The following is a 20,863-nucleotide window of genomic DNA, read 5'->3' as shown; positions in this document are numbered from 1 at the left end:
CCCGGGCGGGCGGGTCGGCACAGCGGATCGGGCGGGAGGGCCGGCCGGCCGACGGCGGTGTCGTCCGATCGGTCGATGCGCCGCGGCCCGGGACGTGCACGCGGGAGCGGGGCGGCGCGGCCCGGGACGTGTACCCGGGAGCCGGGCGACGCGGGGCGGGACGTGTACCCGGGAGCCGGGCGACGCGGGGCGGCGGGCGAGAATGGCGGTCATGGTGATCAGCGCGCGTGCTCTCAACCGGTCCACTCTCGCACGGCAGTTGCTGCTGGAGCGGGAGCCGCTGGACGTGGTGGAGGCGGTGCGGCGGGTGGTCGCCCTCCAGGCGCAGCAGCACGCCTCGCCGTACCTGGCGCTGTGGAACCGGATCGACGGCTTCGACCCGGCGTCCCTGGACGCGGCGCTGGCCGGTCGCCGGCTGGCCAAGTCGACGCTGATGCGGGTCACGCTGCACCTGGTGGACGCCGCGGACTTCGGGGTGTTCCGGGAGGCGATGGAGCCGACGCTGCGGGCCGCGCGGCTCGGCCCCGAGGAGACCGCCGGCCTCGTCGCGGGTCTGCTGGAGTACACGGGCCGGCCGCGTGCGGACGCCGAGGCGCGGGCCTGGGCCGAGGAGCGTCTGGGTGCGCCGCTGGAGGCGCCGGCGTGGCGGATGCTGCGCCAGTACGCACCGCTGTGGCACGCGCCGGTGCCGGGGCCCTGGTCGTTCGGGGCCCGGCACACCTGGGCCGGTCCCGGCACACCGCCCCGCCTGGCCGACCCGCAGGCCGCGGACGCCGGGCTGCGGATGCTGCTGTTGCGGTACCTGGCGGGCTTCGGGCCCGCGTCGGTGGCGGACATGGCCCAGTTCACGATGGCCACCCGGAGCCGGGTGAGGGCCGCGGTGCGGGCGCTGGACGGCGAGGTGGAGGAGCTGGCGGGCCCGGAGGGCACCGTGCTGTTCGACGTCCCCGGGGCGCCGCGGCCGGACGAGGACACCCCGGCGCCGCCGCGGCTGATGGCGATGTGGGACAGCGTGCTGCTGGCCTACGCGGACCGCGGGCGGGTGATACCGCCCGAGTACCGCCGGGAGGTGATCCGGGTGAACGGCGACGTGCTGCCCACGCTGCTGGTGGACGGCCGGGTCGCGGGGGTGTGGCGGGCGGTCGCCGGGGGGATCGAGGCCACGGCCTTCCACGGGCTGCCGGAGGCGGTGTGGGAGGGGCTGGCCGCGGAGGCGGTGTCGCTGACGGCCCTGCTGGCGGACCGGGACCCGCTGGTCTACCGCCGCTACGACCACTGGTGGGCGCGCGGCTTCCCGGCCGCCGGGACCCGGCTGCTCGGCCCCGGCTGACCCCCGGCGCCTCCCCGGTCACCTCGTGCGGTGGGGCCGGCGGGGCGGGACCCGGTCACCTCGCGCGGGTGGAGCCGGCGGGGAGGCGGGCGCCCTGCGGCGCCGGGCAGCGGTTCAGCACCATGACCGCGCTGTCGTCGTCCGGCGAGGGCCCCGACCAGGCGCTCACCGCGCGCAGCAGGGCTTCGAGCACCGCGTCGGGGTCACCCGAGTCGCAGTCGCCGAGCGCCGTGAGCGGCGTGAAGAAGGCGCCGTCGTGGTTGCGGGCCTCGGTGATGCCGTCGGTGACGAGGACGAGGCTCGCGCCGTCCGGGAACGGGTACTCGTCGACCGTCCGCGCGGTGTCCGCCAGGGGGCCCATGCCCAGCGGCAGGGAGAAGTCGCCGGGGTCGAGGCTCCGGATGCCGTCCGCGTCCACCGCGTACGGCGCGGGGTGGCCGCAGTTGAGCAGCCGCAAGCGGCCTCCCACCGGCGGGAACTCCGCCAGCAGGGCCGTGGTGAAGCCCTCCGTCTGCTCCAGGCCGCCCCGGCGTCTGCCCTCGCGCTCCAGGCAGCGCTCCAGCCGGTCCGCGACGGCCACCAGGTCGGGCTCCTCCTCGGCCGCCTCGCGGAAGACGGCCAGCAGGACGGCGACCGTCGACACGGCGCCGAGCCCCTTGCCCCGGACGTCGCCGATGAGGGCGCGCACCCCGAAGGGGGTCTCCTGGACGCCGTAGACGTCGCCGCCGATCCGGGCGTCGGACTGGGCGGTGCGGTAGACGGCGGCGATCCTGAGGTCGCCGACCTCGCGGGGCGGGACGGGCAGCAGGGCGAGCTGGGCGGCCCTGGCCACCGTCTCCGCGGCCTCGATGCGGTGGCCGTAGCGGTTCAGCAGGCGGTTCAGGTCCACCGCGAGGAGCCCGGCCAGCGCGACGAAGAGGTTCTCGACGACCTCGTGCGCCTCGAAGACGCCCTGGTTGACGCCGGAGAGGACCTCGAAGACGACCGCGACGACCGACACGTGGACGGTGGTCCGCAGCGAGGCGGTGCTGCCGGCGAAGACGCAGGCCAGGGCGAGCAGCGGGCTGGCGCTGACGCGTTCCGGCGTGGAGAACTCCAGCACCACCCCGGCGACGAGCAGTGTCCAGGGCACGACGAGGGTGTATCTGGGCCATTTCCTGCCGATGCGGTCCATTCGCCTATCAGTACCGCACCTCCCGCCGCGACCGCCCGGCCCGCCGAACCGGCGCGCCGGTTCGGCGGGCGGTGCGGGCGGTCGGATGTGCGCGGGCGGGGCACCGGGGCGGGGCCGGATGCTAGAAAGGGACCATGGTCGGGCTGTACGGGCGGTCCAGGAACGCCGACCCCGCCACCGGCGGTGGCGGGCCCGCCCCGCGCGGGCGCGGCACGGGCCCGGGGCCGTGAAGGGGCGGGCGCCCCGGGGCGCGCGGACGTCGCGGATGTCCTGGTGGCAGCGGACCAGGGCCGCGCTGGACGCCCGCAGCGTCGCCGGCCAGGTGCTGTTCCTCCAGGTGGTCGTCGCCGTCCTGCTGATCACGGCCGCCCTGGTCGTCCTGGTCATCCAGGCACGCAACGAGAGCGAGCAGGCCGCCCGGGAGCGCTCGCTGGCGGCGGCCGCCTCCTTCGCCCACTCCCCCGGCATCGTCGCGGCGCTGCGGTCCGGCGATCCGGGCGACGCGCTCCAGCCGCTGATGGCGGAGGCGGGGTCGGAGGCGGGCGTCGACTTCATCAACGTCATGGCGACCGACGGAACGCGCCTGGCCGACACCGACCCGCGGCTGGTCGGCGAGGTGAACGAAGGTGTGGAGCGGGCTCTGCGGGAGGGGGCGTTCACCGAGATCTTCAAGGGCGCCCCGACGGACGCGGCGCGGGCCATCGCCCCCGTCACGGGGGCCGACGGGGCGGTGATCGGTCTGGTCGGCGCCGGGGTGCAGATCGGCACCGTCGGCGACGAGGTCGACCGGCAGCTTCCGGTGTTCCTGACGTCGGCGGGCGCCGCGCTGGCCCTGGCGACCGTCAGCGCCGCGCTGGTCAGCCGGCGGCTGCGCCGGCAGACGCACGGCATCGGGCCGAGCGAGATGACCCGCATGTACGAGCACCACGACGCGGTGCTGCACGCGGTGCGCGAGGGCGTGCTGATCGTCGGCGACGACAACCGGCTGGTGCTGGCCAACGACGAGGCCCGCCGGCTGCTGGAGATCACCCGGGAGGCGGACGGGCGTCCGGTCACCGAGCTGGGCCTCGACGAGGGCATCGCCGCCCTGCTCGTGTCCGGCCGGTCGGTGACCGACGAGGTGCACCTGGCCGGTGACCGGCTGCTGGCGGTGAACACCCGGCCGACGGCGCCGTACGGCGGCAGCTCGGGCTGCGTGGCCACCCTGCGCGACACCACGGAGCTGCGGTCGCTCGCGGGCACGGCCGAGGTGGCCCGGGAGCGGCTGAAGATCCTCTACGAGGCGGGCGTGCGGATCGGGACCACCCTGGACGTGGTACGGACGGCCGAGGAGCTGTCGGGCGTGGCGGTGCCGCGGTTCGCCGACTTCGTCACCGTCGAGCTGCCGGACGCCGTGCTGAGCGGCGACGACCCGCCGGATCCGCCGACGACGATGCGGCGTGCCGCGCTCAGCGGCGTGGATCCGGACCATCCGTTCCAGCCCGTGGGCGACCCGGTACGGTTCGTCGCCCACGCGACACCGATGGCGCGGGCGATGGCCGGCGGCCACGCGGTGCTGGAGGCGAATCTGGGGAGCGCGGAGGCGTGGCGGGCGCAGGACCCGCAGGGCGCCGCGGGGGCGCTCGCCTACGGGGTGCACTCGCTGGTCACCGTGCCGCTCCAGGCCAGCGGGGTGGTGCTCGGGATGGTCAGCTTCTGGCGGGCGCAGCGGGCGGAGCCGTTCGGGGAGGAGGACCTGTCGTTCGCCGAGGAACTGGCGGCGCGGGCCGCCGTCGCCATCGACAACGCCCGCCGCTTCACCCGTGAGCACACCATGGCCGAGACGCTCCAGCGCAGCCTGCTCCCGCATGTGCTGCCGAGCCAGCCGGCGCTCGACACCGCGTACCGGTACCTGCCCGCGCAGGCGCGGGTGGGCGGCGACTGGTTCGACATCATCCCGCTGCCCGGCCTGCGGGTGGCCCTGGTCGTCGGGGACGTGGTCGGGCACGGTCTGCACGCCGCGGCGACCATGGGCCGGCTGCGGACCGGGGTGCACAACTTCTCCACCCTCGACCTGCCGCCGGACGAGCTGCTGACCCGGCTCGACGACCTGGTGGGCCACCTCGACCGGGAGGAGCGCCGAGCGGGTGAGGGCACCACCGGGGCAACCTGCCTGTACGCGGTCTACGACCCGGTCTCCGGGCGGTGCACCCTGGCGTCCGCCGGGCACCTGGCGCCCGCGCTGGTGCACCCCGACGGCACGGTGGAGTTCGTCGGGGTGCCGGTGTCGCCGCCGCTGGGCGTCGGCTCGCTGCCGGTGGAGTCCACGGAGCTGGTGCTGCCCGAGGGCAGCCGGCTGGTGCTGTACACGGACGGGCTGGTCGAGGACCGGGTGCGGGACATCGACGTCGGCCTGGAGGAGCTGCGCTCGGTGCTGGCGGCCCATGCGCACGGCACGGTGGAGGAGATCTGCGAGGGCGTGTTCGCCGGGATGGTGCCCGCCCGCCGGCGGGACGACATCGCGCTGCTGGTGGCCCGCACGCGGCGGCTGGACCCCTCGCTGGTCGCCTCCTGGGAGGTGCCGCAGGAGCCGTCGGCCGTCGGTCCGGTGCGCGCGGCGTGCAGCCGCCGGCTCGCCGAATGGGGGCTGGAGGACATCGCGTTCACCACCGAGCTGGTGCTGAGCGAGCTGATCACCAACGCCGTCCGGTACGGCAGCGGGCCGATCGGCGTGCGGCTGCTGCACGATCCGGGCCGCACGCTGGTGTGCGAGGTGTCGGACGGCAGCAGCACCTCGCCGCACCTGCGGCGGGCCACGGCGACGGACGAGGGCGGCCGGGGACTGTTCCTGGTGGCGCAGCTCGCCTCCCGGTGGGGGACGCGCTACCTGCCGGCCGGGAAGGTGATCTGGGCCGAGCAGTCGCTGGCCGAGGGCGGACAGCCGCCGGGCGAGGCGCTGTTCGAGGGCATCGGGAACTGGTGACCGCGGGCGCCCGCGGCCCCGGGCGGCTCACCGGGCCGGCGGCGCGGGCGGGCGGACGGTGACCCGTTCGCGCAGCAGCAGCCACTGCTCCTCGTCGTCCAGGGCGGCCCGGACGAGCTGGTAGAAGCTGCGTTCGCACAGCTCCTCCAGGCTCCGGCGGTCCGTGGTGGGCTCGTCGAGCCAGGCGAGGACGATCTCCTCCATGCAGGCGAGCCATCCGGTGACCGCGAGGGTGACGGCGGGGGTGGCCGGCGCCCCGGCGCCGGCGAGCGCGGTGTGCAGCCAGCCGGCGAGCGTGGAGCGGGCCGACCGGTGCAGGGTGCGCACGCCGGCGGCGGCGCCGAGACGGGTGACGGCGCGGTAGACCGCCGGGTAGCGGGTGACGTGGTCGGTGAACGTCGTGATGCCGGCGCGCAGTTGCTCGGCGGGGCTGAGCGCGGGGTCGGGGCGGACATGGGCGAGCAGTTCGTCGGCAGCCGCCTCCAGGACGGCCTGACGGAACCTCCGCTGGGATCCGAAGTAGTGGAAGAGCAGCCCGGGGGAGACGCCCGCCTCGCGGGCGACGGACTCCACGGACAGTTCGTCGACGGGGCGGAACTCCAGGAGCCGGCGGGCGGCTTCGAGGATCTGCGTCCGGCGGTCGGCCGGGAGCATCCGCGACGGGCGGGCGGCGGGGGTGCGTCGTGCCATGCGGTCCATCCTATTGACAGAAAGTCTATAACTTCTACTGTTGAGTAATCCTCAACAGGGCGCGTCCCGCGGCGGGCGGTCCCCCGCCCGGGCGCCCGTGTCCGGCCCCCTCATCCTCGTGACGGAGGAGTGTGTCCATGAGCAGCACGGAAGACCACGACGACCTGGTCCTGCGGGCCCGCGACGTCCATTTCGACTGGGGTGCGCTGCCCCTGCACTGGATCCCCGGCCGCCCGATGGCCACCCATGTGGTCAATGTGCTGCACCTGCTGCTGCCGGAGGGCGAGCGCTGGTTCGTGCGCACCTTCCGGGAGGCGGTGCCGATGATCACCGACGAGAAGCTGCGCGAGGAGGTGCTCGGGTTCATCGGCCAGGAGGCCGTGCACGCCGAAGCCCACCAGGGCGTGCTGGACCACCTCCTGACGCAGGGTCTGGACCCGGGGCCCTACATCCGCCAGGTCGAGTTCGTCTTCCGGCGCGTCCTGGGCGAACGGCCGGGGCTGCCGGCCGCCCGGGCGCGCGAGCACGTCGTCGAACGGGTGGCGATCATCGCGGCCGTCGAGCACTTCACGGCCTTCCTCGGCGACTGGGTGCTCAACGCGGACGGTCTCGACCGCGCCGGGGCGGACCCGGTGATGCTCGACCTGCTGCGCTGGCACGGCGCGGAGGAGGTCGAGCACCGCAGTGTGGCGTACGACCTGCTGCGGCACCTCGACCCCGGCTACCGCAGGCGGATCCGCACCCTGTTCGTCGCCGGTCCCGTCCTGTTCCACCTGTGGATCCGCGGCGCCCGCTTCCTGATGGCCGCCGACCCCTCGCTGCCGCGCGGCGCGAAGCCCACCTGGCGCGGGTACGCCGACGGGGCGCGGCGCGGTGTGCTGCCGGGGCTCGGCAGGCTGACGCGCTCCGCCTCCCGCTACCTGAGCCCGGCCTACCACCCCACGCAGGAGGGCTCGACCCGGCAGGCGGTGGCCTATCTCGCCGCCTCCCCCGCCGCCCGCGCGGCAGCGCACTGACCGCTTCCGCGAGCGGTCCCGGGCGCCCGCCCGGGGCCCCGCCGAGGCCGTGCCCGCCCGAGACCCCGCCCCGAGACCCTCCCCGAGACGAGGACCCGCCCCGATGAGCCGCCGACGCGCCACCGCGCCACCCGATCCCGCCGCCGGGCCGCCACCGGACCACCCCGCACCGCCGCGGGTCGACCCCGCGCGGCCGGCACCGGACGACGCCCGGGCAGCTCCGGGGGCCGGAGCGGCGGAAGAGCTGCCGCCCGACCTCTACGGCCGCGAGCGCGGCGACCGGCTGATGCGGTTCCTGGCCGCCTTCTCCGACCGGTATCTGCCGCTGGTCACCGCCGGCGGGCGCCGCACACCGCCCCGGCCCGCGCCGCGCCCCGCCTCCCTCGCCCTCGTGGTCGCCTCCCGCGAGCACCCGGCCGACGGAGTCGTGGCCCTGCGGCTGACGGCCCCGGACGGCGCCCCGCTCCCCCGCTGGCAGCCCGGCGCCCACCTCGACCTGCTGCTGCCGTCGGGCCGCACCCGCCAGTACTCGCTGTGCGGCGACCCCGGCGACCGGTACGCCTACCGGATAGCCGTCCGCCGCACCGGCGGCCCCGGCGGAGGCTCCGACGAGGTGCACGACGCGCTGCCGGCCGGCACCCGGGTGGGCGTCAAGGGACCGCGCAACGCGTTCCCGTTCGCCGCCGAGCCGTCGGTGCTGTTCCTCGCGGGCGGCATCGGCATCACCCCCGTGCTGCCCATGGCCCGCGAGGCGGCCCGGCGCGGTCTCGACTGGCACCTGGTGCACACCGGCCGCTCCCGGGCGTCCATGCCGTTCGCCGGCGAACTCGGCGAACTCGCGGGCGCAAAGGGCCGGGTGGAGCTGCTGGCGGACGACGAGCACGGCGTCCCCGACGGCGCGGCCCTGCTGCGCCGGGCCGCCGGCCGCGCGGTCTACTGCTGCGGCCCCGGCCCGATGCTCGACGCCGTGCGCGCCGCCTTCGACGCCGGCGGCGCGCGCTCGCTCCACGCCGAGCGCTTCACCGCCGCGCCCGTCAGGGACGGGCGGCCGTTCGAGATCGCGCTGCGCCGCAGCGGCGAGGTCCTCGCCGTACCGGCGGACAGGTCCGTCCTCGACGTGCTGCTGAAGCGCGACCCGGCGACGCCGTACTCCTGCCGGCAGGGCTTCTGCGGCGTCTGCACCGTGCGGGTGGGCGCCGGACCGGTCGAGCACCGCGACGGACGGCTCACCGATCAGGAGCGCGCGGAGGGCCGGATGCGGGTGTGCGTCTCCCGCGCGCCCGAGGGCGCCCGCCTCGAACTGGACCTGTAGGGCCGCCCGTCCGGATCCCGGCCCCCGCATCCGTGCCGGGACGGCAGGCCCCTCCCCCGCTGTCGCGTCCCCGCCCTTCCCCGACCGAAGGCACGAACATGAGCACCCACGCACCCGTCCGCGGGACACGCTCCGCGCGCGTCCCCTCCTTCCCCTACGACGACACCGATCTGAGCCGCTTCCGCGAACTCCAGCAGCTCGCCTACGCCTGCGCGCAGCGGGTCGGCGACTGGCTCGGGCCCGGTGTCACCGAGCGCCAGGCGGCCGCGAGGCTGCGGCGGGAACTGGTCGCCGAGGGCGTCCGGGACTTCTTCCACATCCCGTTCGCCTGGTTCGGCGACCGGACGGCGTTCCGGAACTTCCGCACCCCGCTGCAGTTCTTCGCCGGCGGCCGTCCGCTGGCCGAGGGCATGCCGTACGTGCTCGACTGCGCCCCCGTGGCCGACGGCTACACCGCCGACATCGGCTACGCGGGCAAGCTCGGCGACAACCCCGTCTGGGACCGGATCGCCCTCGACCTCGGCGAGTACCGGGAGCTGATCGTCCGTGAGGTGCGGGCCCGCAGGACGCTCGCCGAGGTGTACGCCGCCGTCGACGCCCTGATCGCCCGCCACGGGTACGACAACCGCCACCGGGTCTACCCCGGCCGGGTGATCGGCCACCAGGTCACCCGGACCACCTCCCGGGGGCCGGCGGGCGTGAACGTCCTCGGCTTCGGCGTGCGCACCCTCCAGACGCTCGGGCGGGAGCTGGTGGGCGAGCGCCTGCACGGCCGTTCCCCGCTGTGGGCGGACGGCCGCTCCTCCCGGCACGCGCCCACGCCGGGGCTGTGGGCCGTCGAACCGCACATCGCTTTCCGCGACGTGGGCCTGAAGTTCGAGGAGCTGCTGGTCGTCACCGAGGACGACGCCTACTGGCTCGACGACGACCTGCCGCACGTGCGCCGCCTGAAGCCGGGGGCCGCCCGATGAGCGCCGCCACGCCGGCCCCGCGCCGGCGCGAGGTCACCGGCCGCGGCGTCCGGCTCGCGGTGTGGGAGCAGGGCGCCGAGGACCGGCCCACCGTGCTGCTGGTGCACGGCTACCCGGACACCCACCGGGTGTGGGACGACGTCGCGGCGGCCCTCGCCGCGGACCACCACGTGGTCCGCTACGACGTGCGCGGCGCCGGCGCGTCCGGCCGTCCGGCACGGCGCCGCGACTACCGGCTGGAGCTGCTGGCCGACGACCTGTTCGCGGTGGCCGACGCGGTCAGCCCCGGCCGCCCCGTGCACCTGGTCGCCCACGACTGGGGATCCATCCAGTCCTGGGAGGCCGTGACCCGGCCCGACGCCCGGCGGCGGATCGCCTCGTACACCTCGCTGTCCGGGCCCTGCCTCGACCACGTCGGGCACTGGATACGCCGCCGGATGGCGAACCCGACGCCCCGTCACATCGGGCAGCTGCTCAACCAGCTGGGGCACTCCTGGTACATCGGCGCCTTCCATCTGCCGGTGGTGGCGCCGGCCGCCTGGCGCCACGGGCTGGCCGGCCGCTGGGACACGGTGCTGCGGGTCGCCGAGGGCGTCACGCCCCGCCCGGAGCACCCGCAGCCGACGCTGGCCGACGACGCCGTGCACGGCATCAGCCTGTACCGGGCCAACATGCTGCCCCGGCTGCTGCGTCCGCGGCACCGGCCGACGGACGTGCCCGTGCAGCTCGTCGGGCTCCGGCGGGACCACTACGTCGGCGCCGCCCTCGCCGAGGACCTCGGGCGCTGGGTGCCCGACCTGCGACAGCACACACTCGACGCCGGACACTGGTCGGCGCTCCTGGAGAAAGGACCCGTCGTGGCCCGTCTGGTCGGGGAATTCGTCGCCGAACGCGAGGGCCGTCCGCTCCCGGCGGGGCCGCCCGCCGGACAGGACGGCCGCCGGGGGCCGTTCGCGGGCAAGCTCGCGGTGGTCACCGGGGCGGGCGGCGGGATCGGCCGGGCGACCGCGCTGGCCTTCGCCGAACAGGGCGCCGATCTGGCCCTGTGCGATCTCGACCTGGCGGCCGCGGAGCGGACGGCCGAGCTGGCCGGGCTGCTGGGGGCGACGGCGCACGCCTGGCGGGTGGACGTCTCCGACGGTCCCGCCGTGGACGCCTTCGCCGCCGAGGTCGCCGCCCGCCAGGGCGTGCCCGACATCGTGGTCAACAACGCGGGCATCGGCCACTCCGGCACCTTCCTGGAGACCACGGAGAAGGAGTGGCAGCGCGTCCTCGACGTCAACCTCTGGGGCGTGATCCACGGCTGCCGGGCCTTCGGCGCCCTGATGACGGAGCGGGGCCGGGGCGGACACATCGTCAACCTCGCATCCGCGGCCGCCTATCTGCCCTCCAAGGTGCTGGCCGCCTACGCGACCAGCAAGGCGGCGGTGCTGATGCTCTCGGACTGCCTGCGCGCCGAGATGGCCGGGCACGGGATCGGGGTCTCCGCGATCTGCCCGGGCGTGGTGAGGACCGGGATCACCGCGACGACGACGTTCTCCGGCCTGGACGCCGCGCAGCAGGCGGCCCGGCAGAAGCGCGTCTCGAAGATGTACGCCCGGCGCAACTACCCGCCGGAGAAGGTCGCCGACCAGATCCTGCGCGCCGTCGCCGGCCGCCGCGCCGTCGTCCCCGTGACGTTCGAGGCACGGGCGGCGCGGGTGCTCAGCCGTCTCGCGCCCGGAGTGCTGCGGGCCGCGGCCCGGCTCGACATCGGCCGCTGAGGCCGGGCCCGCCGCCGCCCCGGGGCGGCGGCGGGCCGTGTTCCGGCGCCGGGGTCCGTGTTCCGGCGCGCGGGCCGGTGTTCGGCGCGGGGCCGGTGGTCAGGCGCCGTACGGGGCGGCGCGCGCGTACCCGGGGTCGCGGCCCTCGGGCAGGAACAGGACCGAGTTGACGTACCGCTCCCGCCGCGCGGCGGTGCCGGAGCGGGCGCCGCCCGGGGACAGGGTGCGGCGCAGCATGCCGCGGTGCACCAGGTGCTCGGTGCGCTCCTGGTGGGCGGCGAGGTCGAAGTCCGCCAGCGCCACCCAGGCCCGGTCCGGGAGCACCCAGCCCTGGTAGCCGAGCCCGGCCAGCAGACCGACCACCGGGGCGGGCTCCTGGATGCGGGCCTCCAGCTCGATCAGCAGCGCGGGCCGCTGCCGGGCCAGGGTGCCCTCCGCGCCGCGCAGCGCCGGGAGTTCGCCGCCGTCCACGTCCATCTTGACGAACACCACGTCGCCGAGGCCCAGGGCGTCGACGGTGAGCGCGGGCACCTCCACGCTGTGCGCGTGCACCCCGCTGCGGGTCAGCGACGACAGCCCGCGGTCGCCCTGGTCCCCCTCGGGCAGCCAGAGCCTGGCCGTGCCCTCGCGGTCGCAGGCGGCGCCGTGCACGACCCGGACGTTGCCCGGCAGGGACGTCCGCAGATAGCCCGCCAGATGGGCCACGGGCTCGACGGCGACCACCCGGTCGCAGCGGTCCGCGAGCCGTCGTGCCCAGGGGCCGTACCAGCTCCCCACGTCGACGGCCGTGCCCCCGGCCGGGCAGTAGTCGGCGAGCCGGGCCAGCTCCGGTTCCAGGCGCGGGTAGAGCGCGCGGGCCGCCGCGCCGACCCAGCGGACCGGCAGCCGGGCGGCGAGCGCCGCCGCGGGCGTGGTCACTCCCCCGCCGTCCCGTCACGGGGCCCGGAGACGGCCTCGGTGCGCGCGGTCCCGTCAGGGGGCTGCGGGCCGTCCGCCGTGCGCGCGGCGGCGTCACGGGGCTCCGGGCCGTCCGCCGTGATCCGGACGCCGGAGGACGGGAGCAGCTGGGGTATGCCGTCCACCACCGGATATCTGAGCTGGAGGCGGGGGTTGAGGAGGGCGTCCCGGTCGGGGAGCAGGGTCAGCGGGCCCTTGTCGAGCGGGCAGGCCAGGATCTTCAGCAGCGGGTCGTCGGGCTTCATGGACGGTCTCCAGTCGGAAGGGGCGGTTGGGGCTCGGGTACGGATGCGGGTGCGGCGCCGGCGGGCGGTGCGGTCCGGGGCGCGCGGGCGGCAGGGGTGCCGCCGCCGGGCGGCGGCGCGCTGCGGCAGGGGCGCGGGCCAGGGCGGCACGGGCGCGGCGGGCGCCGCGGGGGCGTCGCCGGGCGCCGCGGCGGCCCGGACGGGCGGGGCTTCGGGAGCGTCCGGGGCCGCGTCGTGGCGGGGCATGGCCAGCAGCACCGACAGGGCCAGCGCCGTGCCCGCCACCCGCAGGATCAGCGCCGACGGGTCGTCGGGCAGCGTCTCGCCGAAGGTGAACGTCCCGAGGACCGCCGTGAACACGCAGCTCACCGTCGTGCACACCGGCACGATCAGCGAGGCGCGGCACCGCTGGAGCGCCGTCTGGGACATCACGAGCCCGGCGCCCGCCGTCACCAGCAGCAGGTACGGGTACGGGGAGGCCGGCAGCGAACGCGCCGCCGCTGCCGGACCCTCGCTCGCCAGCAGGCCCGAGGCGCCCTTGACGGCCAGCGAACTCACGCCGTACAGCAGGCCGACCGCCACCCCGTAGCCGATGCCGTTGGTCGGCACCCGGTGGCGTTTGCGGGAGCGCCGTTCGACCTGCCGGTAGAGCCACACCCCGGCGCCCAGCGTGGGCACGCTCACCAGGAGCACCAGGGCCGCGGGCGCGCCGGTGCCCACGGTGTCCTCGCCCTCCCGGACGGAGCCGACCACCATGAACAGCGCGACCAGCACCGCCCCGAGGGCCCACCGCTCCCGGCCGGACGGCTTCTCCCCGAGGACGGCCGACGACAGCAGCAGGAGCAGCACCATGCCGGAGACGAAGATGCCCTGCGCGGCCGCGATCGGCAGGGACCGGTACACGACGAGCTGGGCGGCGAACCCGGCGGCCAGGGCGAGGGATCCGGCGATCCACGCCGGGCTCGTGGCGAGGATCAGCACGGTGCGCAGGGGGCGCCCGGCGGACAGCGCGGGAAGCCCGCCGAGCGCCCGCTTCTCCAGGACGAACCCGACGCTGTACAGCAGATTGGCGGCCAGTGCCGCCCCCACCCCCCACCACATGGCTACCTCCGCCGGGCATGCGCCAGCAGGATCGACGCGGCCGACGGCACGGCGCACGCGGCCCGGTCCAGCAGGCGCAGCCCGCGCGGCACGCCGTGGAACGGGGCGCCGCTGATCCTGACGTCCGTGAAGCCGGAGGCGGTGAGGAGGGAGCGCAGCGCACGGGCGGTGCAGAGCCGCAGGTGCCCGACGACCTCGCTCCCCGGCCGGCCGTGGATGCCGCGCAGGCTCACCTCGGAGAACACGGGCTGCACCCCGGCGAGCAGCAGGCCGCGGTTGTACCAGGCCGCCAGGTTGGGCGTGGACAGCATCAGATGGCCGCCGGGCCGCAGCACCCGCCGCAGTTCGTCCAGCGCGCCGTCCGGGTCCACCAGGTGCTCGATCACCTCGCTGAACAGCACGGCGTCGGCGCAGCCGTCCGCGAGGGGCAGTCCGCCCTGCTCGAACTCGCCGCGCACGACGTGGTCGACCCGGGTGCGGGCCCGGCGCAGCGCGTCCTGCGACCAGTCGACGCCCACCAGCCGGTGGCCCGCGAGATGGGGTGCGGCGGTGGCGGCGGCGGTCCCGTCGCCGCAGCCCACGTCGAGGACGAGGGCGCCGGTGGTGCCGCGCAGCGCGGCGGCGAGCAGCCTGGCCTGGCGGCTGCTGCGGGCGTCGCCGGAGGCCACGGGCACGGCGGGGTTCTCGTAGAAGTCCCGCAGGCCGGCGGGCCGCCCGGTGCTCACCGGGCCCCCTGGTCCACGGCGGCCAGCCGCTGCGCGAACAGGTCGCGCAGCCGGGCGCCGTCCTCGTCGCCGAGCAGCGCCCGGGACCAGCGCAGCGCGAGGTGCAGCCGCCCGCCGGTGGACGCCGTGGTGAAGGTGAGCCCGCGGGGCATCCGCGCGGGGGCGGAGAACCAGACGGCGCTCGCCCGGCCCGCGTCGCCGAAGTCCAGCGGGTACGGGATGCGTCCGATGTTGCTGAGCAGGGTGGTGGACGTCCAGGGCCCTGCGGCGCGGCGCAGCGCGCGGGTCGCCCGCGCGCGGACGGACACCGGGACGACGGGGGCGGTCAGCAGCGCCGCCGGGGCGCCGAGCGGCGGGCGGGGGACGGCCTTCAGCGCCCGGGTGCGCTCCGCCGTGCGGCGCAGCAGTTCCCGGGGGTCGGCGCCGGGAGCCGTCTCCTCGGCGGCGAACGGGACCTCGACGAGCCGGGTGCCGTTGCCGATCGGCATCTCCGGGCCGCGGGGCCGGTCGTCGACGGGCATGGTGATCCGCAACGGCCGTCCCCGCGGGGCGCCGTGGAGCCGGTTCCACTCGGCGACGGTCAGCGCCGTGGCCACCATGAGCTGGTCGTTCACCGTCCAGGGCACACCGGGTCCCCTTGCGGGGACGGGGAGTTCGCACAGGTCCATCCCGTTGCCGGGGGCGGGCGGGCCGGGGGCGCCGGCGGCCACCCGGGCCACACGGGCGTACGCGCTCCCCCGCGCCGGGGGCGGCGGCGCGGGAGGGCCGGCGGCGGCACGGGCGGCGGGCGCCGGCCGCGCCGCGGTCGTGCCGCTGTACAGGTCGGCCGCCGTCGCCGCGATCCGCAGGCACGCGGGGCCGTCCAGGGCGGCGTGGTGCAGCGTGAACAGCAGCACCGAGCCCTCCCGGCCGGGCTCCCGGACGACCTCCAGGCGCAGCGGCGGCGAGGCGGTCAGCGGCGGGGGCTCGGCCAGCGCCCGGGCCCGGGCGGCCTCCAGCGCGCCGGGCTCGGCGGGCGGGAACGACACCACGCCGGTGTCCGGTGTGCCGGTCAGCTCCCAGACGTAGCGCAGCGCGTACCGCCGGGCGGCCCGTTCCCGCACCAGCACCCGCGGATGGCGTCCGAGCGCCCCGTCGACCGCCGCCCGCAGCCGTGCGGGGTCGGGCCGTCCCGGGAGGTGGATCTCGATGTGCACGGTGTCCGGCTCGGCCGGGTCCGCGCAGTGGCGCGCGATCTCGTCCACGACGGAGAACGGCACGGCCCCCGTCGGCGGTGCCCCCGCTCCGCCTCCGGCGCGCGCCCCGGCGATCTCGTGTGCTGCGGTCATCGCTCGGCCCCTCTCCTGCTTCCGTGCTGACATCCCGTCCGGGCCCGGCCCGGGGGCCGTGCCCGTACCCGCCACCGGGCGCCGTTCCGGCGGGCCGCGGCGGCCCCGGCTCCGGTCCGGGCGCCGGTGGCGGCCCCGAAGCCGGCCCGGGCGGCGGTCGCGGCCCTCACCGCGGGTCCCCGCCGGGGGCGGGTGGGGGCTTGCGCAGGCCGATGGTGCGTCCGCTGCCGGGTCCCCCGGGCTCCGGTGGTCCGGAGGGAGCCGGGTCGTGGCGCTCCGGGTCCGGGTGCGCGCGGCCGGCGGGAGGCGGGTCGTACCGCTCGCGCTCCTGTTCCGGGTCCCCGGAGCCGGCCGGTGCCAGGGGGTCGCCCGCGCGGTGGGCCGCCCGGGGGCGGCGGTCGGCGGTGACGGTCACCAGGGCGGCGAACAGCGCGGTGAGGGCGAGGAGTTGCGCGAGGGCGCCGTACGCCCCGCGTCCCGCCGCCGGTCCGTCCGTGCCGCCGGCCAGGGCCACCGCGCCCGCCGCCGTCATGGCGGCGAACGCCACCGGCACCAGCAGGCCGGGCCGCAGCCGGGCCACCAGCGCGAGGACCGGCACCACCAGGGCGACCGGCCCGGCGACCGCCACGGCGACCAGGGTGAGCGCCACCGTGCCCAGCAGCAGCCCCGGAGCGGGCGCCCTCACATGGTCCGCATCCGGCCCGGCGTCCGGACCCGCCCGGCGGCGGCCCACCGCGAGGGCTCCCAGGATCAGGAGCAGCACTCCGGCGGCGGCCAGTCCGGCGGTGTAGACGCGGGACGGCTCGTAGCTCAGGGTCACCGTGCCGCCGTCGCCCTCGGGGACCAGCCAGCCCTGCTGCCAGCCGTCGATCCGCAGCGGTTCGAGCTCCTCGCCGTCGAGTTCGGCCTTCCAGCCGGCGTTGTGGTTCTCGTGGATCTGGAGGTAGGCGGCCTCGCCCGCGCCGACGCGGACCGTGCGCCGGTCCCCGTCGCCGGACAGGGTGCCCGCGCCGCGCGGGGCGGCCACGGCGCCGGGGTCCCCGGTGGAGAGGGTGACGGAGTCGACCGCGAGCGGCCCGGCGTCACCCGCCTCCACGGTGTGGCTGCGGCGGCCGAGTTCCACCCCGCCGCCCTCGGTGCAGAGCGACACCTTCACCGGCCTGCGCTCGGTCAGGTCCCGTACCCGGCCCTCGGCGCGGGTCTCGAGGAACTGTCCGTCCACGGAGACGACCGGGCCCTTGCCGCACGGCAGGCTGAACGTCTTCTCCGGGGCGGGCCGCGGTGTGCGGTACTTCTCCAGGGCCGGGATGTGGAGTTCGCTGAGGCCCACCGGGAGCTGCAACTGGTCGTCGGCGACGGGGTTGTGCAGCGTCAGCGGGGCCTGCTCGGAGATGGTGATGTCCATCCGGTCGGTGGTGATGGGCGCGAAGCGGGCCATGCCGTTCTCGTCGACCGCCGCGACGGCCGTCCCGTCGGGTGAGCTGATCTGCACCTGCTCCGGACGGGTCGACAGTCCGCCCGCCCCGGCGAAGACCATCTCGCCCACCGAGGTCTTCTCCGGCCAGCGCAGGTGCAGCACCGGCCGTTCCCCGGCGATCCACGCCGTGGTGAGGTCGCCGTCGGTGAGGTTGCGCGGGCTCAGGCCGGTGCCGAGACGCGCGGTGGAGTCGGCCGACACGGAGATCCGCTCCCGCTGCCCGGTGAGGGAGAACAGCAGCTCGTCCAGGGCTTCGCCGGGCACCGGCAGCGCGGTCGCGTCCAGTGTGTACGTGCCGGCCCGGGCGGCCTCGAACTGCCGGTGCAGTCCGGGCTCCGAGGGGGCGGCGGACAGTCCGCCCGGGTCGCTGCCGCGCCGCAGCGAGTAGACCACCGCGTCGCCGGTGTCCTTCGGCGCGTCCGTGGGCAGCCGCAGCATCCGGGTCACCTGGACGCCCGGGATCGCGATGTCGGTGAACCCGGCGCCGGTGAGGCCCGGGCGGCCCTGCTGGGAGTCGAGGACGGTGACCTTGAGCCAGGCGGCCGGTCCGTCCGGCGCGGCCACGTCCTGTGCGGTGCCGTCGGGGCGCAGCGGGCTGACCCGGCTGCCCCGGTCGGTCTCGACGCGCACCGAGGTCGGGGCGGCGCGCACGTTGCCGCTGGGCAGCGGGGTGAGCTTCAGGGTGGGCGGGATCGCGGTGGGCGCGGTGAAGTCGACGCGCACCCACTCGCCCTCCGGCGAGCCCGGCGAGCCCTCGGCCCAGCCCGTCTCCGGGTCGCCGTCGAAGGCGTTCACCGGGTCGTACTGCGGCAGGTGGAACAGCCAGTTGCCCACGGAGGACGCGGTCACCTCCGCCGCGCCGCGGAGCACGGCGGTCGTCTGGTGTTCCTCGCCCTCCACCGGCAGGATCCGGCGCGGTGCGGCGCCGGGGTCCTGGACGGACTCGGCCGGATTGCGCTCGTCGGCCGTATAGGTGTGCGAGGTATTGGAGTTGACCAGTCCGAAGCGGGTGTCGGCGCGCCGCATGCCGTCGCCCGCCGCGTACAGCGACGGCTGCCGGACACCGGGGTGCCCGTCGCCCGCGAGGACGGTGGGGCGGCCGTCGAGGGTGCCGCCGGCGCCCAGCGGCAGGAGGCTCTCGGGGCCGCCGCTGACGACGGCGGTCCGGGCGACCGGGGAGATGGCGGACCGGCCGGGGCGGTCGACGTCGGCGGGCGGTTCGTAGATCTCCACCGCGCGCCGGCGCGGGAACAGCGCCTCCACCTGGATGGGCGTGTCGTCGGCGATCCGCCCGGCGGTGGTGACGGGGCCGAAGCCGGTCACCCGCTTGTAGCCGGAGGCCTCCAGGGTGCGCACCACGGTGGCCGTGGGGACGTACCCGAGCTGGTCCGGGTCGAGGTCGCCCCGCACCACGACGTAGTGCAGACCGGCCCGGTTGAGGTAACCGGCGAGGCCCGGCACCTCGCCGCCCGTCGTGAGGGCCTGCTCGACCGCGTCCATCGCCCGCCGGTTGCCCGGCGTGCCGAACGGCACGTAGTCGCGCTGGGCCCAGGGCGAGCCGGCGAGCACGTCGAGCGGCTGGTCGACGGGCGAGCCCCAGGTGTAGATGCCGTGCGCGGTCGCGGGCACCACCAGGGCCCGGTCGTCGGCGGAGTTCTCCGCCAGCCAGTCCGCGGTGGTGTCCCAGTAGGCGGGCAGCTTCTGGAAGGAGCCGGGCTGGAGGATCGCGCCCGTCAGGTACGGCAGGGCGAGGCCCGGCAGCACGGCGAACGCGGCCAGCGCCGGGGCGAGGCGCCGCGCCCGCGCCCGCGCCGGGGCCGCGTGGGCCAGCAGGTGCGCCAGGCCCAGCGCCAGCACCAGCGCGAGCCCGGTCTGGAACTTGTAGACGTTGCGGAAGGGGACCAGCGGTCCGTTCAGCAGGTCCTGGACCACGCCGTGGAACGGGCCGCCGAGCGCGCCGCCGTAGCCGGCCAGGGTGATCAGCGCGGCGGTGAGGGCGGTGAGCACCAGCCAGCGGCGCTCCGGCAGGTCCCGGCGGGCGAGCCCGGCGAGGCCCAGGGCGGCGGCGAGCACGGAGCACAGGACCACGGGGGCGGAGGTCGCCACGGCCCAGCCGGCCGGCAGCCACGCCTCCCCGAAGTTGAGGTAGCCGACCCAGTTGCCCGCGCCGCGCAGCACCTCGGTCGCCGACATGGTGGCGGTGGTGGTGTGCGAGGTCTCCACGTACGGCATGAAGTTCTCGCCGTAGGTGCCCAGCAGCAGCAGCGGGACGATCCACCAGGCCGTCGCCATCACCACGAACGGCGCCCACCAGGCGATCAGCGGCCACTTGCGCGGACCGGCCGGTCTGCTGAGCAGGTAGAGGCCGACCGGCAGCAGGGAGGCGAGGGTGGAGGCGGCGTTCACCCCGCCCATCAGCGGCACGATCAGGGCCGAGCGCGCGGCGGTCACCCGGGGCGAGTACCGCGCGCCGGTGAGCGGGAGCAGCACCCACGGGAGCACCGCGCCGGGCAGCGCGGCGGCCGAGGTCGAGCCGACGACGACGGTGTACGTCGGCCAGAGCGCGTAGACCGCGGCGCCGAGCAGCCGGGTGCGGTCCGAGCCGGTGCCCAGGCGTTCCGCGAGACGCAGCGCGCCCCAGAAGGCACAGGTCACCACGAGGGAGAGCCAGAGGCGTTCCGCCAGCCAGACCGGCAGCCCGGCCAGGTCGGCCGCCGCGTGGAAGGGCAGCATCGGAATCGCGTAGCCGACGTACTGGTCGGCGATGCCGCCGAACCCGGCCCGGTCGTGCCAGAGGTGGCCGAGGTCGCCGATGAAGCGCCAGGGGTCGGTGACCACGCCGAGTTTGGTCTCGAACGTCATCCGTCCGGGTGCCGCGGCGAGGAACGCCGCGAACACGGCGGCCCAGAAGCCGAGCAGCCACCGCCGCGACCGGGGACGGGACCCCGGGGCGGCCGCGGCCGCGGGCTCGGGACCCGGGGGCGCGGCGGGCGGACGGGCGGGGAGCGTGCTGGTCATGGACACCGCCGGAGGATGAGGAGAAGGTTCCAGGTGGCGACTTCGCGCAGGTACGGGACCCGGGGCACCAGCTCCGGGACGACCGGCCAGTAGCGCGAGCGGGCCGAGACGATCCGCACGTCGTCCCGTGCGCGGACGTCGCGCAGCGTCTGCCCGACGCCGATGGGGAAGAGGTTCTCGCCGAGCCGGTGCTTGGCCGGCCGGCCGGTGCGCCGCTCGTAGCGCTCCCGCGCCCGTTCGGCGCCGAGGTAGTGCCAGGGCGCCCACTCGTGACCGCCCCACGGGGAGAGCCAGTTGGTGAACGACACGTAGATCAGGCCGCCGGGACGGGTGACCCGGGCCATCTCGCTGAGGAAGGTGTGCGGGTCGGCGACGTGCTCCAGCACGTTGGAGGAGAAGCAGAGGTCGGCGGCGCCGTCGGCGAGCGGCAGCAGATAGCCGTCGGCCAGCACCGTCACCGCGCCCGGGGCGCCGGCCAGTTCCGCCGGGTCGGGCTCGAACAGGTAGCTCTGCGCGCCGCGCCGGCGGAACTCGCGGGTGAAGTGGCCCGCGCCGCCGCCCACGTCGGCGACCACCCGGCCGTCGAGGCACATGTACCGCTCGACCTGGTCGGCCGCGTCCCGGGCCAGCAGGGTGTAGGCGGTCGCCGGGTCGTCCTGCTCCCGCATGAAGGCCCGGAACAGGGAGAGCGAGCGGCGGAACGAGGGGTCCTTCACGTGCGTGCACCGCCGCTGCGGGGAGCGCGCCCGGGGTGCGCCCCGGACCCGCCGGGGGCGCGCCGGGCGCCGCCCGCC

The 20,863-nt window shown here is 76.6% G+C and carries 14 protein-coding genes and 1 pseudogene; 6 read left to right on the top strand and 9 right to left on the bottom strand.

What is annotated here, in order from left to right; genetic code table 11:
* Nucleotides 1-211 precede the first annotated feature (211 nt).
* The gene (locus JE024_RS32755; protein WP_205377514.1) at nt 212-1,330 is read left to right on the top strand and encodes a winged helix DNA-binding domain-containing protein; all 1,119 of its coding nucleotides are present in this window, start codon (nt 212-214) and stop codon (nt 1,328-1,330) included.
* A 55-nt stretch (nt 1,331-1,385) separates the two neighbouring features.
* On the opposite strand, the gene JE024_RS32750 is transcribed toward JE024_RS32755, so the two are convergent.
* Nucleotides 1,386-2,504 (bottom strand): PP2C family protein-serine/threonine phosphatase, encoded by a 1,119-nt coding sequence (locus JE024_RS32750; protein ID WP_205377513.1) that lies wholly within the window; start codon nt 2,502-2,504, stop codon nt 1,386-1,388.
* Nucleotides 2,505-2,769: 265 nt separating this feature from the next.
* On the opposite strand from JE024_RS32750, the gene JE024_RS32745 reads away from it, so the two are divergent.
* The gene (locus JE024_RS32745) at nt 2,770-5,466 is read left to right on the top strand and encodes a SpoIIE family protein phosphatase (protein ID WP_205377512.1); all 2,697 of its coding nucleotides are present in this window, start codon (nt 2,770-2,772) and stop codon (nt 5,464-5,466) included.
* 27 nt (nt 5,467-5,493) lie between these two features.
* Here JE024_RS32745 and JE024_RS32740 read toward each other — a convergent pair whose 3' ends face one another.
* Nucleotides 5,494-6,156: a TetR/AcrR family transcriptional regulator gene (locus JE024_RS32740; protein WP_205377511.1), complete on the bottom strand. Its 663-nt coding sequence runs from the start codon at nt 6,154-6,156 to the stop codon at nt 5,494-5,496.
* A 137-nt stretch (nt 6,157-6,293) separates the two neighbouring features.
* On the opposite strand from JE024_RS32740, the gene JE024_RS32735 reads away from it, so the two are divergent.
* The 4 genes from JE024_RS32735 to JE024_RS32720 all read left to right on the top strand — a co-directional run bounded on the left by JE024_RS32735 (nt 6,294) and on the right by JE024_RS32720 (nt 11,218).
* Complete coding sequence (locus JE024_RS32735; RefSeq protein WP_205377510.1) at nt 6,294-7,172, top strand: metal-dependent hydrolase; 879 nt, start codon at nt 6,294-6,296, stop codon at nt 7,170-7,172.
* Nucleotides 7,173-7,275: 103 nt separating this feature from the next.
* A complete protein-coding gene (locus tag JE024_RS32730) occupies nt 7,276-8,484 on the top strand; it encodes a PDR/VanB family oxidoreductase (RefSeq protein WP_205377509.1) in 1,209 nt (402 codons plus the stop codon).
* Between the two features lie 98 nt (nt 8,485-8,582).
* A complete protein-coding gene (locus tag JE024_RS32725) occupies nt 8,583-9,455 on the top strand; it encodes a M24 family metallopeptidase (RefSeq protein WP_205377508.1) in 873 nt (290 codons plus the stop codon).
* Complete coding sequence (locus JE024_RS32720; protein ID WP_205377507.1) at nt 9,452-11,218, top strand: SDR family oxidoreductase; 1,767 nt, start codon at nt 9,452-9,454, stop codon at nt 11,216-11,218. The genes JE024_RS32725 and JE024_RS32720 overlap by 4 nt, the downstream gene beginning before the upstream one ends.
* Nucleotides 11,219-11,317: 99 nt before the next feature.
* Here the strand turns inward: JE024_RS32720 and JE024_RS32715 are convergent, their stop codons facing one another.
* The 7 genes and pseudogenes from JE024_RS32715 to JE024_RS32685 all read right to left on the bottom strand — a co-directional run bounded on the left by JE024_RS32715 (nt 11,318) and on the right by JE024_RS32685 (nt 20,785).
* Nucleotides 11,318-12,136 carry an FkbM family methyltransferase gene (locus JE024_RS32715; RefSeq protein WP_205377506.1) on the bottom strand — a complete coding sequence of 273 codons (819 nt, stop codon included), beginning with the start codon at nt 12,134-12,136 and terminating at the stop codon, nt 11,318-11,320.
* Entirely contained in the window at nt 12,133-12,420 is a 288-nt protein-coding gene (locus JE024_RS41360; protein WP_244883607.1) for a Trm112 family protein, read from the bottom strand. The genes JE024_RS32715 and JE024_RS41360 overlap by 4 nt, the downstream gene beginning before the upstream one ends.
* 216 nt (nt 12,421-12,636) lie before the next feature.
* A pseudogene (locus JE024_RS32705) lies at nt 12,637-13,521 on the bottom strand (hypothetical protein); the annotation flags it as partial.
* 2 nt (nt 13,522-13,523) lie between these two features.
* On the bottom strand, nt 13,524-14,246 hold the full coding sequence (locus tag JE024_RS32700) for a class I SAM-dependent methyltransferase (RefSeq protein WP_205377505.1): 723 nt from the start codon (nt 14,244-14,246) through the stop codon (nt 13,524-13,526).
* Nucleotides 14,243-15,574 (bottom strand): condensation protein, encoded by a 1,332-nt coding sequence (locus JE024_RS32695; protein ID WP_244883303.1) that lies wholly within the window; start codon nt 15,572-15,574, stop codon nt 14,243-14,245. The genes JE024_RS32700 and JE024_RS32695 overlap by 4 nt, the downstream gene beginning before the upstream one ends.
* Nucleotides 15,575-15,740: 166 nt before the next feature.
* Nucleotides 15,741-20,069, bottom strand: a complete 4,329-nt coding sequence (locus JE024_RS32690; RefSeq protein ID WP_205377504.1) for an alpha-(1->3)-arabinofuranosyltransferase domain-containing protein — start codon at nt 20,067-20,069, stop codon at nt 15,741-15,743.
* Entirely contained in the window at nt 20,066-20,785 is a 720-nt protein-coding gene (locus tag JE024_RS32685) for a class I SAM-dependent methyltransferase (RefSeq protein ID WP_205377503.1), read from the bottom strand. The genes JE024_RS32690 and JE024_RS32685 overlap by 4 nt, the downstream gene beginning before the upstream one ends.
* Nucleotides 20,786-20,863: the final 78 nt, after the last annotated feature.

It is taken from the genome of Streptomyces zhihengii (assembly GCF_016919245.1).
In the GTDB taxonomy this organism is placed as follows: Bacteria; Actinomycetota; Actinomycetes; order Streptomycetales; family Streptomycetaceae; genus Streptomyces; species Streptomyces zhihengii.
This window is presented reverse-complemented; position numbering and strand designations above follow the sequence as displayed.

What these genes read in the sequence shown, in the direction of transcription:
- JE024_RS32755 (WP_205377514.1), top strand. Translation starts at nt 212, where the DNA reads ATGGTGATCAGCGCGCGTGCTCTCAACCGGTCCACTCTCGCACGGCAG.
- JE024_RS32750 (WP_205377513.1), bottom strand. Translation starts at nt 2,504, where the DNA reads ATGGACCGCATCGGCAGGAAATGGCCCAGATACACCCTCGTCGTGCCC.
- JE024_RS32745 (WP_205377512.1), top strand. Translation starts at nt 2,770, where the DNA reads ATGTCCTGGTGGCAGCGGACCAGGGCCGCGCTGGACGCCCGCAGCGTC.
- JE024_RS32740 (WP_205377511.1), bottom strand. Translation starts at nt 6,156, where the DNA reads ATGGCACGACGCACCCCCGCCGCCCGCCCGTCGCGGATGCTCCCGGCC.
- JE024_RS32735 (WP_205377510.1), top strand. Translation starts at nt 6,294, where the DNA reads ATGAGCAGCACGGAAGACCACGACGACCTGGTCCTGCGGGCCCGCGAC.
- JE024_RS32730 (WP_205377509.1), top strand. Translation starts at nt 7,276, where the DNA reads ATGAGCCGCCGACGCGCCACCGCGCCACCCGATCCCGCCGCCGGGCCG.
- JE024_RS32725 (WP_205377508.1), top strand. Translation starts at nt 8,583, where the DNA reads ATGAGCACCCACGCACCCGTCCGCGGGACACGCTCCGCGCGCGTCCCC.
- JE024_RS32720 (WP_205377507.1), top strand. Translation starts at nt 9,452, where the DNA reads ATGAGCGCCGCCACGCCGGCCCCGCGCCGGCGCGAGGTCACCGGCCGC.
- JE024_RS41360 (WP_244883607.1), bottom strand. Translation starts at nt 12,420, where the DNA reads ATGAAGCCCGACGACCCGCTGCTGAAGATCCTGGCCTGCCCGCTCGAC.
- JE024_RS32695 (WP_244883303.1), bottom strand. Translation starts at nt 15,574, where the DNA reads ATGACCGCAGCACACGAGATCGCCGGGGCGCGCGCCGGAGGCGGAGCG.
- JE024_RS32690 (WP_205377504.1), bottom strand. Translation starts at nt 20,069, where the DNA reads ATGACCAGCACGCTCCCCGCCCGTCCGCCCGCCGCGCCCCCGGGTCCC.